The organism is Streptomyces hyaluromycini, from assembly GCF_002217755.1.
GTDB classification, from domain to species: domain Bacteria; phylum Actinomycetota; class Actinomycetes; order Streptomycetales; family Streptomycetaceae; genus Streptomyces; species Streptomyces hyaluromycini.
In genome coordinates this window covers 122,090-133,308 of record NZ_BCFL01000035.1, presented here as the reverse complement: position 1 = coordinate 133,308, position 11,219 = coordinate 122,090, and the positions used below count along the sequence as shown (strand labels likewise).

Sequence of the window (11,219 nt, the reverse complement as noted above, 5' to 3'; positions counted from 1 at the left end):
GTGGCCCCGGGTTCGGGCGGGGACCGGCCCCAGGTCTTCAGGATGATCTTCCGCTGGCAGGCCCAAGCGACTACGTTGCTCTCCGTGTTCACCGCAGAAGCCGCCTCAACATTCATCAGCACGTTCCTCGCCGACTTCGCCGAAGTGGCGAAGTCGGACAGAGTTGCCTTCGTCTCGTCCGTGTTGGACTGGCGCAAGTTGGCGCCGGTTGCGGTGGGCCCGAGCTGGGAGGAACTGAGTGACGGCCAGCGTGAAGCCGCCCTGGCTGCCCTCACGGACCACGTCGCCTCGCTCATCGCGGACCTTCCCCTGACGAGTGCGTCCCTGGTCATCACGGATAAGGATCCGGACGACAGCAGCGAGTTCAGGGTCATGACTGGCGCTCTTGTCGATGAAGAGCTGACCGAGATCACTTTCTGGGTGTTCGAACAGGCTGGCAGAGGGCTCAGGATGGGGGATGTCGGGGTGGAGGGTGTGTCCTTCCTCGGCAGGTTGCGTCGACGGCTGACTGCCATAGCGGAGAGCCAGGGCATCGACGCGCTGATCCGTGAACTGCCCCAGATGGTTGGATAGGAGCGGACTGCGGGGGCTGGTCTATCGCCCGACGAGGCTGAGGAGCCCTCGCAGTGCCGGCGCGGCGTCTCCCGGTCGGTGGGCCAGGGCAAGGTCCACGGCGGGCATGGGCGCGGTCACACGCTTGAGCCGCACCCCTGGTATGCGCAGCGCACGGGCGCGCCCCTCGGGCACCGGGGCGATGCCGGTGCCCGCGGCGACGCTGAGGAGGAGTTGCTCGTCGTCGGGTTCTTCCCGCACGATGCGCGGCCCGCCGTCGGGCCACAGCTGCCGGGTGATCAGGTCGTGCATTCCGGGGGCGTTCTCGCGCGGCCAAAGGATCACCGGTTCGGCGGCGATGTGCCCGCGGGTGACCCTTCGTTCGCGGGCGAGGGGATGCTCCGCGGGGACGGCCACGAGGAGTTCCTCGCGGGCGATGTGCCGGCACTCCAGGCCCTCGCTGTCCAGCGGCGGCCGTACGAAGGCGGCGTCCAGCCTCCCGGCCAGCAGCTCGGTGATGTTGTGCGCGGTCCACCCCGTCCGCACGACGAGTTCCACGTCCGGATGGAGGGTGCGGAACGCGGCGAGGAGGGCGTCGACGGGACCGCCGCGGGCGGAGCGGGTCAGGGCCAGGCGCAGCTGCCCCTGGCGTCCGCCGACGGCTGCCTGGATCCGTTCCTGCGACGCGTCCGCGTGCGCCAGCAGTTCGCCGGCTTCGCGGGCCACGACCTCGCCGACCGCGGTCAACCGGCAGCCCTGGCTGCCTCGTTCGAGCAGTGCAGCGCCGATGTCCCGTTCCAGTGCCTTGATCTGCTGGCTCAGGGCGGGCTGGGCGATGTGCAGCCGGTGCGCGGCCCGCGTGAAGTTCAACTCCTCGGCCAGCACGAGGAAGTAGCGCAGCCGCCGCAAGTCCATCCGCCAACTATAAGCGCGGCTTATTGCATTGAACGTGACTGGTCTTGGACAGGCCGTCAGATCCCCGCCGACAGTGGAAAAACACGGTTCGGCGATCGAGGGGGAGGCATGGGCGACAGGTTCGACGCGGTCGTCGTCGGCGCCGGGGTCATCGGGCTCACCACCGCGCTGCGCCTGCAGCAGGCCGGTGCCCGCGTCGCGGTGGTCACGGCCGAGCAGTCCGCCGAGACGACGTCCTCGGTCGCCGCGGCGGTCTGGTACCCGACCCGCACCCGGTTCGAGCCGCGCGTACTGGAGTGGGCCACCCGCACCCACGACGAGTTCGCCTGCCAGGCGGCGGACGGGGTGCCCGGCGTGGTCATGCGCCCCACCCGGATGCTGCTGCGCCGCCCGATCCACGACATCCCCTGGTGGGCCTTGGCCCTTCCCGACCTGCGCATCCTGCGCGGCGACGAGGTACGGGCCCCGTTCAGCGGCGGCTGGGCGTTCACCGTGCCGACCGTGGAGATGTCCCACTACCTGCCCTGGCTCCAGCAGACCTTCTCCACGGCGGGCGGCACGCTGATCCACCGCCGTATCGACGCCCTGGAGCAGGCGGGCGCATGGGCGCCCGTGGTGGTGAACGCCTCCGGCCTAGGCGCCCGCGCCCTGTGCGGTGACACCGACGTGCGGCCGGTGCGGGGGCAGTTGGTCCTCGTCGCCAACCCCGGGCTGCACACGTCCGTGCGCGACGAGGACAACGCCGACGGCTACACCTATGTCCACCCCCGCAGCACGGACGTCGTCCTCGGCGGCACCTTCGAGATCGGCGAGTGGGACACCACCCCGTCGCCGGCCACCGCCGCCGCGATCCTGCGCCGCTGCACCGAACTGCTGCCGGAACTGGCAGGCGCCCCGGTCCTGGGCCACCGGGTGGGCCTACGCCCCTTTCGCGACAGCGGAGTTCGCCTGGAGGCCGATCCGCGGCCGCCCGGCCGGATACGCCGGCTCGTCCACAACTACGGCCACGGGGGCGCCGGAGTCACCCTCGCCTGGGGCTGCGCGGACGCCGCAACCGCCCTTGTGCACCAGTCCCGTTAGCACCGCTCCCCTACTCGAGAACCGGGTGTACACCGATGGATGCCACCGAACCCGCCAAGCCCGACACGCCCGCCACGCCCGCCGGCGGGACACCACCGCAACCCGGCCGGCCGACGACGGGGCCCCGCGCCAAGGTGCGGCGCCACACGCTGCTGCTCGCCGGCCTCGGCCTGACCGCCGTCACCGTCACGTTCGCGGAGATCGAGTCGAGAGCGGGCGACGACGCACCTCGCACGATCGTGTTCACCGTCCCCGACGGCCACGCCCGGAGCGTGGCGTTCAGCCCGGACGGCAAGATACTCGTCGCCGGGCTGTCCGCAGTCCGGGGCATCGGCAGCACGCTGCGGTCGTGGAACCTCGCCAAGGCCACCGCGACCACCCCCTGGCCCGACCAGGTCGGGGACGTCACCAAGGTGGCCTTCAGCCCGGACGGCCGGACGCTGGCCGTGGCCGGCACCCTTCAAGTGTCCCTGTGGAACGCAGCGAAACCCACCGGCGTCGCGCTGCCCCTTCCCCCCCCCTGGACCTGGCGTTCGCCCCGAACGGCAAGACCCTGGCCACCGGCGGCCGCGACGGCGTGGCCCGGCTGTGGGACCTGGCCACCGGCACCGTCACCGACACCCTGACGCCCGAGGGCAAGACCGTGGTCGACGCGGTGGCGTTCAGCGCGGACGGATACACGCTGGCCACGGGCGGCGACGACCGGAGCGACAGCCCGGTACGGCTGTGGGACCTGCTCGACCCCCTCGGCGACGCCACCCTCGAACTTCCGCATGTGCACGGCTTCAAGCCCCTCGCGTTCCGTCCGGTCGGCGACCTGCTGGCCACGGGCGGCGCCGACGGCATCGTACGCGTGTGGGAGACGCCCGACACGGACACCGCAGTCGCCACGCTCACCGGCCACACCGGCCCAGTGACCGCGGTGGCGTTCAGCCCGGACGGGGACACCCTGGCCACCGGCAGCGACGACAAGACCGTGCGGTTGTGGGACACGAGCTCGCTCAGCGTCTTCCCCGTCGACACCCTCACCGGCCACACCGACAAGGTGACATCAGTGGCGTTCAGCCCGGACGGCAGGACCGTGGCCTCGGGCAGCCTCGACGGCACGGTGCGGCTGTGGCCGAACCGGTGACCACGACTCCCTTGTAGACCACGCCAGTCGACCATTGTGGGGACCCAGTCATGACTGTCCGAGATGCGGAGCCCGCAGCCGGAACGATGTTGCACGGCAGAGGCGGAACAGCCCACCTGAAACGCGAGGCCGTCGCGCTGGACCGGGCAGGCATCCGGCTGGTCATTCCCCTCGACGCGATCGAGGCCGTCCATGTCGCCAGGAACAAGCGCCCGACTGCCGAGATCCTGCTGAACTCGGCGGCCACCGGAGCCCAGGCGGCAACGGTCTGCGCGATCAGCTCCCGCAGCATCGAAGAGGTGGAAGCCTTCGCGCGCGCCGTCAACACCGCCATCCCGCAACGGGACGAGGCCGAAAGACGCATCGACGGCGCGGCCCTGGTGAAGGCGCAGGAACGCCCCTCCACGCCCAGAACACCCCTCAGACCATTCCTGTCCACGGACGAGTGGTGGGCCTGCTCCGCGCTCACCTCTCTCTTCGCCCTCGGCCTGCTGCTCCCCGCGCAGGCGGGAGACGGGCACCTCGCCAAGTTGTGGGCCGCCACCTTCGCGGGAGTTGTGTTCGGCTGTGCAGTAGCCCGCAGCACGTGGCGCGCCACGGTGACCTGGTGGCTGCTGCACCGGTACGGCGTGACAACCATCGCCACATACGCGGACTACGTGCCCGGGGACGACGACAACACCCCCGGGATCGTGGTCTACGAGTTCACCGACACCGCCGGCACCACTCACGAAGTCCGTCGCAGCGGCGCGCGCTCGGCGCCCGACAACATAGCGATCTCCTACGACCCAGCCAGACCCGACTTCGCCATGGGACCGGGACAACCGTGGGTCAGGACCCTGATCCTGCTGATCCGCCTCTTCGTCGGCGTGCCGATCACGCTCGCCATGGCCACCTGCCTGCTGTGGTACTTCACCACCGCGATGCACGCGTAGAGCAGGGACAAGCCCCTCCGTCCGACCGCCGAACGATCGGCCCGCGTGGCATTGAGCAAGGGTTTCCATCTCCGCGTGGATCGGTGCAGGCAGCCTCAACCGTGGGTATCAGCCGGTACATCGCCTGATCCGTTGTCACGTCTGCATCGAGGCGTGGTTCCAGTGAGCCTGCGTCATCTTGAAGTTGTAGGTCACGGGGCTGGCGTGGGTTGAGGCTGGGATGCTTGTGCTGGTCGTGGCCGTGATCGGTAGCGGGTGATCGTCTGTCAGCGGTGGGCCTCGGCGTTCGTCAGGACGAGGAGAGCCCGCAGCAGCGTGGTCGCGTGCCGCGCGTTCATGCGGACTTTGGTGAGCAATCGCCAGTTCTTCAGGTCGGCGAAGCCGTGCTCGTTCGCCGCTCGCTCGCGGCTGTCCAGCCGGTTCGCTTCCTTCTGGGCGGCGGTGAGCGGATGGCCACGGGTCGCCCGTCGGCCGGTGATGAACCGGTCGAATCCGTACACGACTTCCTTGGACGCAACCATGTATCAGCTGTTCATAGCAGGTCTCGTCATAGCCGCCGTGGTCCTCTCGGTGCTGGTCGTCGGGTTCCTGGCGGTGACTGTCAGATTGTGGGACGCCTGGTGGGCCAGAGCGGCCCATGTCGTGGTCTTCCTGGCGACCGCGGCGGCCGTGGCGTTCGGGATCCACTGGGTGATCCATGCCCTGCCGCCGGGCGGATGCGTGCACCATCCATGCGTCACCACCCCCGGCGACTAGTCGGCACGGGCCTCGATCAGGGTGCGGACCTCCTGTCGACAGAACTCCTCGCCACATCACAGGTCACCTCAACCCACCACCTTCCCCAGCTCCCATCCCGTCTGCCGTCGGCCCACACACCGTGGAGCGGGCGTGGTTCATCGCGTCCAGGTGGAGCGCACCACTGTACGAACGACCTGGACGCCATGAACCGCGTCTGCTCGGCTCCGCCTGGTTCGACGGCAGACGGGATGGAAGCGCCCCGCGCACGCCACCCCTCGCCGGCACCCGGGAATGGCCCGGCTCCGTCACCGAATACGCCGAACACCTGGTGGCCATGACGGAGAAACTGCTGTCCGACCCCAGGCACTTCTTCCGTTCGTACTCCACGGCCGAGATCGGCCGGCTGATCACCGCACCAACACCCAGGAGCCTCCCCGCCCCATGAACAGCACCACCCCACGCCACCGGGAACTCAACCTCTACCGCCAATACTTCGAACTGGTCGTCGCAGGTACCAAGACCATCGAAGTGCGGGTCAAATACCTCCACCTCGCCGACCTCGCCGCCGACGACACCATCCGCTTCCGTATCAAAGGCACTGACGAGACCTGCGAGGTCAGGGTCGAGCGGGTCACCGAATACCCCGACTTCGAGGCCCTCCTCGACGGCGAAGGCCCCTCCAACATCAACCCGACCGCCACCCGCGACGAGCAACTCTCCAACATCCGGGCCATCTACCCACCGGAAAAGGAAGCGCTCGGCGCCCTGGCCATCCAGATCGGGCGCCTCAGCTGACACCGCGAGTGGAGGGCACGCAGTCGCCGGCGTGACCGGGAGTGCTCCGACAGAGGGTCACGCGGCCGCGGCCAGCGTGATCGCGTCGCCCACCCGGACCGTTCCCGCTTCCAGCACGTCCAGACACACGCCGAGACACGAGAGCCGGCCCAGGTCAAACACGGGTACACGGTGATCGCGGGCAACCGCTCGCATGATGCCGGGATCCGCCGGCAATTCGTCATGGCCGAGCATGGGGACCACACAACGGGGACTGGGCACCAAGACCCTGAACAGCGCCTCCCCCACGCGCAGCCGTGACCCCAGCCAGGCATCCTCAGGGAAACCGGGCCCACCATCGGTGTCCACGACGAGGTTCGGCCGGAAGCGGCGAGCGTCGAAGTCCCCGGCGGGATACACCCCGCGCATCCGGGCCAGGGACACCGTGGTGACGAGATGGACCCGACCGAAGTCGAAAAAGGTCTCCGTGGCGACACTGCCGGTCGTAATGCTCGCCCCGGTGGCATCGACGGTCGCCTTCTCCCGCACGGAGTCCGGTACCCCGCCTTCGTACTCGGGCACGGCACGCTCCAACCTGCCGTGCTCCGGTACAGCGGCCGAGAGGAACACCGGCCGGCCCAGCAACTTGGACAACCGCGCGTCCAGTTCGGGATCCTCCACCGGCAGGGCTGTGCCGTCCGGCAATACGACCTGGGCCACGCCGGACTCGTCCAGGCGGCTGCGGCAGCGCAACAGCGCCCCCCACTTGCGCGGGTGCTTGGCACTGCCCACCGCGCCCGTCTCGTCGAGAACGGCGTAGACCCTGTCCCCCGAGAATCCGCCTTCCGTGACCGCCACAGCGATCACGGCCTCGCCCAGCATCGACTTCACCGGATACCGGTACAACGCTGCCACAGTCCCCATGGCTGAAGTATCGGTGGAGACCGGCCGGTGACGGGCTCGTCAGTGCGATGTCAGAGGGTGAGCAGTTCCTCGTAGAACCCGCCGAACTCCCGCTCCCGGTGGACGAGATGGATCTCCAGGATCCAGTGGCAGGTGCGTCCGGCCTTGTCGGTGCCGCGCAGTGGGGTGTCGTTGGCGGGGGTGATGTACGACTCCGTGTCGGCGCCGTCGATCGACTCGTGCGGGAACTCGCCGACGAGGTGTCCGGCGTGCCAGCCGCCCAGTTCCCAGCCTGCCTCGGCGGCCAGCCGCTCCACCTCGGCGTACAGCTGCTTCCCGGTGATGTCGCTGTGCTCGGCGAAGTACCGCTTGCCAGCCGCGAAGATCCTCGGCAGGTCGGCGCGGAGGCGGTGCTTGTCGGGGTCGTCGCCGAGGACGAAGGTCCGGCCGAAGTCGGCCTCGTACGCCTCGAAGATCGGCCCGAAGTCGGCGAACACGATGTCGTCCGCGGTGATGACGCGGTCCGGTGGGTTCTCCCGGTACGGCGCCAAAGTGTTCGGGCCAGAGCGCACGATCCGCTTGTGCCAGTGACGGGTGGCGCCGAAGAGTTCGTTCGCCAGGTCGCGCACGCGGTCGCTGACCGCCCGCTCACCCTCGCCGGGCGCGACCAGGCCGCGTGCCTCGATCTCCCCGAAGAGCCGCTCGGCCTTGGCCTGGGCGTCCAGCAGACGTGCCGCACGGGTGGGTTCATCATGAGCCATGGCAGCGAAAGTACGTTTCGCTGAACATCAAAGTGAATCAAATTGGACTTTGCGTGAGCGGCTCCGACACCGCCCAGATCACGCGGGGGCGTTGATCAAGCCGCGTCCTCGTGCGTTGTAGACCACAACGTCCGGGCGTTCACCGTAAGCCCGCAGGACGTCGACAGCTTCGTCCCGCAGGACGGCGGTGACGATCTCGATGCCGCGCTGGTCGAACTGCTCGATCCAGTCCTCCCGCATGGGGCCTTCATCGAAGCCGGTCAGGTCCTCAACCTCGGGGCCATGGCCGACGATGAGCAGCCTGCGTACGCCGGACCACATGGCCGCGCCGTAGCACATGACGCAGGTCCGCCAGTTGACGACGAGTTCCAACGCGGGGCCTCCGGAGGCGCCCAGGTCCCAGGTGCCGTGGCCGATCTGGGCGAGGGACAGGGCGACGACTTCGGCGTGGGTGGAGGAGAGCCCGGAGGCCAGGACGAGGTTGACGCCCGCCGACCGGATGCGGCCGGTCTCGGTTTCGACGACGAGGGCAGCGAAGGGGCCGCCGGTAGCCGCTCGCCTAAGTTCGGTGACCCACCTCACACCCGGCTCCTGTCAGCAATCGAGGCACCGTCTCGTTCAAGGGGCACGCGAACGAGACAGGAGCAACGCCATGAAGCACCGCATCGTCGTACTCGGCGCCGGATACGCCGGGGCCTTCGCGGCCGGAAGCCTGGCCCGCCGGCTCTCCCCCGCTGACACCGAGATCACCGTCGTCAACGCCGTGCCCGACTTCGTCGAGCGGATGCGGCTCCACCAGCTCGCGATCGGCCAGGATGTCGCGTTCCGCAAGCTCGCCGACATATTCGCGGGCACCGGGGTGCGGCTGCGCCTGGCGCGCGTCACCGGGGTCGACCCCGAGCGCAGGACCGTCGCCGTGACCGGCGAGAACGGCGAGAACGGCGACGGCGAACTCGCGTACGACACGCTTCTGTACGCGCTCGGCAGCTCTGTAGCCGACCATGGCGTCCCTGGCGTGGCCGAGTACGCCTTCGATGTGACCGGCCGGTCCTCGGCGCTGCGTCTGCGCGAGCGCCTGGTCGGTCTGGGCGAGGGCGGCACTGTGCTGGTCGTCGGTGAGGGGCTGACCGGCATCGAGACCGCCACCGAGTTCGCCGAGTCCCGGCCCGACCTCTCGGTCGCGCTCGCCGCCCGCGGCCAGCTGGGCGCCTGGCTCTCACCGAAGGCCCGCCGTCACCTGCGCCATGCCTTCGACCGGCTCGGCATCACCGTCCACGAGCACACCAGCATCGAAGCCGTCGAGCCGACACGGGCGATCGCCGCCGACGGTACGACCATCCCGGCCCACGTGACCGTGTGGTCGGCCGGGTTCGCCGTGCACCCCATCGCGGCCGCCAGCGGCCTGGAGGTCGCCGAGACCGGCCAGATCGTCGTCGACCGCACCATGCGCTCGGTCTCGCACCCGGACGTTTATGCCGCCGGTGACTGCGCCTATGCGATCGGCGAGAACGGCCGGCCGCTGCCGATGTCCTGCGCCTCGGCCGGCTACACCAACATGCAGGCGACCGCCGCGATCATCGCGCGCCTGACGGGCAGCGAGGTCCCGACCACCGGGCTCAAGTACCACGGCAACCACATCAGCCTCGGGCGGCGGGACGCGATCTTCCAGATGGTGGACAGGGACGCCCAGTCGAAGTCCTGGTACCTGGGCGGCCGGAGCGCCGCGCGGCTCAAGTCCGGCGTGCTTAAGGGAGCCGGGTGGAGCATCGTCCACCCGACCTTCGGCATGCCCAAGCGCAAGCGCCGCCTGGCCACCGCGCCTGACCGGGCCGGTGCAAGGGCCGCCGCATAGGCTGCTCCGCATGGACAGCGCAGCCATCGATCGGTTCGAGGCCAGCCGGGGCCGGCTGGCCTCGCTCGCGTACCGTCTGCTCGGCTCGGCCGCCGACGCCGAGGACGCCGTGCAGGACACGTTCCTGCGCTGGCAGGCCGCAGACCGCGAACGCATCGAGGTGCCGGAAGCGTGGCTGACCAAGGTCGTCACCAATCTCTGCCTCGACCGGCTCCGCTCGGCGCAGGCGCGCCACGAGCGAGCGGCCGGTGCCTGGCTGCCCGAGCCACTGCTTGAGGGCGACCCGATGCTGGATCCGGCCGAAACCTTCGAGCAGCGCGAATCGGTGTCCCTCGCCGTCCTGACCCTCATGGAGCGGCTCTCGCCGGTCGAGCGGGCCGCTTACGTCCTGCGCGAGGTCTTTTCGTACTCCCACGCCGAGATCGCCGGGATCCTCGACATCACCGAGTCCGCGAGCCAGCAGCATGTCCACCGGGCCCGGATCCGGGTCGCCGCCGAGCGCCGCGGCGGCGACGAGGTGGACCCCGCGTCCGCTCGCCGGATCGTCGAGGAGTTCCTCGCCGCCGCCACGTCGGGGCGCACCGAACGGCTGGTGGCGCTGCTCACCGCCGACGCGACCGCGGTCTCGGACGGCTACGGACTGGCCAGGCGGCTGCTGCGGTACACGACGCGCGAGCGCATCGCCTCCTACGTGCGGGCCGGTTTCAAGCCCACGCCGGCGAAGCGGCGGCTGGCCGGTGGCTCCCCCGCGTTCCACATCGCGCTGGTCAACGGCTCCCCGGCCGTCCTCGCCGTGACCGACGACCGGGTCGTGGGCGCCGTGGCGTTCGAAGTCAGCGACGGCAAGGTCGCATCCCTGCACGGCATCGCCGCCGCGGACCGGCTCGCGCGCCTCAACGAAGCCTGGCGGCAGCACGAACCCGACACGCCGGCCATCAACGCATGGTGACCAGAGCCACCGGAATCCAGTGACCTGAGCCGGAGCGAGGACCGCACCCCCTTCCGCCCCACGCTCCACAACAGCACGGGGCCGAAGTACGTCGGTCTCCCGAATGCTGCAGCGGAGCTTCCGCAGCAGGCGCCACTGCTTGAGGGTGGCCATGGCCTGCTCTAGCCGACGGCGCGGATCTTGGCGTGGGAGACGTTGCCGGTCCGCTGGCCGGCCGACAGCTTGTCCCACCGCCCGCGGTAGGCAACGCGGACTGTGCCTCCCACGCCCCGGTAGCCCTTGTCGGCCCAGCGGTGGATGCCCGCGTGGGTCAGGGCGTCAATGATGCCGTGGGTGCGAGCGGCCTTGATGTCGTGAACTGCGCCGGGCAGGGCAGCTGAGGCCCACAGCAGCTGACCGAACGGTTCGGCCAGGACCTGCGAGTTCATGCCGTGCTTCTTGTGTTCGATGCCCGAGTAGTAGGGGCGGTCGGCGGCGATCCGGTCGACGGACAGCAGGGTGCCATCCAAGATTACGAACGCCTTGGTCCTACCCGCGCTGGCGGCCCGCTGGAGCGTGGGTACGACGACGGAATCGTGTATCTGGAGGGAGCCGTCCCAGCACGGTCCCAGCATGGGCTCCATCCCAG

The 11,219-nt window shown here is 69.7% G+C and carries 14 protein-coding genes and 1 pseudogene; 9 read left to right on the top strand and 6 right to left on the bottom strand.

The window, feature by feature from the left end; all coding sequences use genetic code 11:
* The first annotated feature begins 84 nt into the window (after positions 1-84).
* The gene (locus SSP29_RS46015; RefSeq protein ID WP_167450169.1) at positions 85-573 is read left to right on the top strand and encodes an ABC transporter substrate-binding protein; all 489 of its coding nucleotides are present in this window, start codon (positions 85-87) and stop codon (positions 571-573) included.
* A 21-nt stretch (positions 574-594) separates the two neighbouring features.
* Here the strand turns inward: SSP29_RS46015 and SSP29_RS46010 are convergent, their stop codons facing one another.
* A complete protein-coding gene (locus SSP29_RS46010) occupies positions 595-1,467 on the bottom strand; it encodes a LysR family transcriptional regulator (protein WP_150136234.1) in 873 nt (290 codons plus the stop codon).
* 108 nt (positions 1,468-1,575) lie between these two features.
* On the opposite strand from SSP29_RS46010, the gene SSP29_RS46005 reads away from it, so the two are divergent.
* Genes SSP29_RS46005 through SSP29_RS45995 form a run of 4 tightly spaced genes read left to right on the top strand, consistent with a single transcriptional unit; the run spans position 1,576 to position 4,614 of the window.
* Positions 1,576-2,547, top strand: a complete 972-nt coding sequence (locus SSP29_RS46005) for an FAD-dependent oxidoreductase (protein WP_089106951.1) — start codon at positions 1,576-1,578, stop codon at positions 2,545-2,547.
* A gap of 35 nt (positions 2,548-2,582) precedes the next feature.
* Complete coding sequence (locus SSP29_RS60640; protein WP_245883545.1) at positions 2,583-3,173, top strand: WD40 repeat domain-containing protein; 591 nt, start codon at positions 2,583-2,585, stop codon at positions 3,171-3,173.
* Entirely contained in the window at positions 3,068-3,679 is a 612-nt protein-coding gene (locus tag SSP29_RS58955) for a WD40 repeat domain-containing protein (RefSeq protein ID WP_368669292.1), read from the top strand. The genes SSP29_RS60640 and SSP29_RS58955 overlap by 106 nt, the downstream gene beginning before the upstream one ends.
* Before the next feature lie 50 nt (positions 3,680-3,729).
* Positions 3,730-4,614, top strand: coding sequence for a hypothetical protein (locus tag SSP29_RS45995; protein WP_145969043.1), 885 nt, complete (start codon positions 3,730-3,732; stop codon positions 4,612-4,614).
* Positions 4,615-4,880: 266 nt separating this feature from the next.
* On the opposite strand, the gene SSP29_RS45990 is transcribed toward SSP29_RS45995, so the two are convergent.
* A complete protein-coding gene (locus SSP29_RS45990) occupies positions 4,881-5,135 on the bottom strand; it encodes a transposase family protein (RefSeq protein WP_089106948.1) in 255 nt (84 codons plus the stop codon).
* Here SSP29_RS45990 and SSP29_RS45985 point away from each other — a divergent pair.
* Both SSP29_RS45985 and SSP29_RS45975 read left to right on the top strand, forming a co-directional pair.
* Positions 5,134-5,370, top strand: a complete 237-nt coding sequence (locus SSP29_RS45985) for a hypothetical protein (RefSeq protein WP_089106947.1) — start codon at positions 5,134-5,136, stop codon at positions 5,368-5,370. The genes SSP29_RS45990 and SSP29_RS45985 overlap by 2 nt on opposite strands.
* A gap of 423 nt (positions 5,371-5,793) precedes the next feature.
* Positions 5,794-6,147 carry an ASCH domain-containing protein gene (locus SSP29_RS45975; protein ID WP_089106945.1) on the top strand — a complete coding sequence of 118 codons (354 nt, stop codon included), beginning with the start codon at positions 5,794-5,796 and terminating at the stop codon, positions 6,145-6,147.
* A 57-nt stretch (positions 6,148-6,204) separates the two neighbouring features.
* Here the strand turns inward: SSP29_RS45975 and SSP29_RS45970 are convergent, their stop codons facing one another.
* From SSP29_RS45970 to SSP29_RS45960, 3 genes are all read right to left on the bottom strand, one after another.
* On the bottom strand, positions 6,205-7,050 hold the full coding sequence (locus SSP29_RS45970; protein WP_089106944.1) for an MOSC domain-containing protein: 846 nt from the start codon (positions 7,048-7,050) through the stop codon (positions 6,205-6,207).
* Positions 7,051-7,100: 50 nt separating this feature from the next.
* Complete coding sequence (locus SSP29_RS45965) at positions 7,101-7,790, bottom strand: M24 family metallopeptidase (RefSeq protein ID WP_089106943.1); 690 nt, start codon at positions 7,788-7,790, stop codon at positions 7,101-7,103.
* 78 nt (positions 7,791-7,868) lie between these two features.
* Positions 7,869-8,372, bottom strand: a complete 504-nt coding sequence (locus SSP29_RS45960) for a tRNA-specific adenosine deaminase (protein ID WP_089106942.1) — start codon at positions 8,370-8,372, stop codon at positions 7,869-7,871.
* Between the two features lie 70 nt (positions 8,373-8,442).
* On the opposite strand from SSP29_RS45960, the gene SSP29_RS45955 reads away from it, so the two are divergent.
* Positions 8,443-9,642, top strand: a complete 1,200-nt coding sequence (locus tag SSP29_RS45955) for an NAD(P)/FAD-dependent oxidoreductase (RefSeq protein WP_089106941.1) — start codon at positions 8,443-8,445, stop codon at positions 9,640-9,642.
* 10 nt (positions 9,643-9,652) lie between these two features.
* Positions 9,653-10,591, top strand: a complete 939-nt coding sequence (locus tag SSP29_RS45950) for a sigma-70 family RNA polymerase sigma factor (RefSeq protein ID WP_089106940.1) — start codon at positions 9,653-9,655, stop codon at positions 10,589-10,591.
* Positions 10,592-10,696: 105 nt separating this feature from the next.
* On the opposite strand, the pseudogene SSP29_RS45945 reads toward SSP29_RS45950, so the two are convergent.
* Positions 10,697-11,163 (bottom strand): annotated as a pseudogene (locus SSP29_RS45945) (transposase family protein); the annotation flags it as partial.
* Positions 11,164-11,219 lie beyond the last annotated feature (56 nt).

Excerpts from the sequence above, each read along its gene's own strand:
- SSP29_RS46010 (WP_150136234.1), bottom strand. The coding sequence starts at position 1,467 with ATGGACTTGCGGCGGCTGCGCTACTTCCTCGTGCTGGCCGAGGAGTTG.
- SSP29_RS46005 (WP_089106951.1), top strand. The coding sequence starts at position 1,576 with ATGGGCGACAGGTTCGACGCGGTCGTCGTCGGCGCCGGGGTCATCGGG.
- SSP29_RS60640 (WP_245883545.1), top strand. The coding sequence starts at position 2,583 with ATGGATGCCACCGAACCCGCCAAGCCCGACACGCCCGCCACGCCCGCC.
- SSP29_RS45995 (WP_145969043.1), top strand. The coding sequence starts at position 3,730 with ATGACTGTCCGAGATGCGGAGCCCGCAGCCGGAACGATGTTGCACGGC.
- SSP29_RS45985 (WP_089106947.1), top strand. The coding sequence starts at position 5,134 with ATGTATCAGCTGTTCATAGCAGGTCTCGTCATAGCCGCCGTGGTCCTC.
- SSP29_RS45990 (WP_089106948.1), bottom strand. The coding sequence starts at position 5,135 with ATGGTTGCGTCCAAGGAAGTCGTGTACGGATTCGACCGGTTCATCACC.
- SSP29_RS45975 (WP_089106945.1), top strand. The coding sequence starts at position 5,794 with ATGAACAGCACCACCCCACGCCACCGGGAACTCAACCTCTACCGCCAA.
- SSP29_RS45970 (WP_089106944.1), bottom strand. The coding sequence starts at position 7,050 with ATGGGGACTGTGGCAGCGTTGTACCGGTATCCGGTGAAGTCGATGCTG.
- SSP29_RS45965 (WP_089106943.1), bottom strand. The coding sequence starts at position 7,790 with ATGGCTCATGATGAACCCACCCGTGCGGCACGTCTGCTGGACGCCCAG.
- SSP29_RS45955 (WP_089106941.1), top strand. The coding sequence starts at position 8,443 with ATGAAGCACCGCATCGTCGTACTCGGCGCCGGATACGCCGGGGCCTTC.
- SSP29_RS45950 (WP_089106940.1), top strand. The coding sequence starts at position 9,653 with ATGGACAGCGCAGCCATCGATCGGTTCGAGGCCAGCCGGGGCCGGCTG.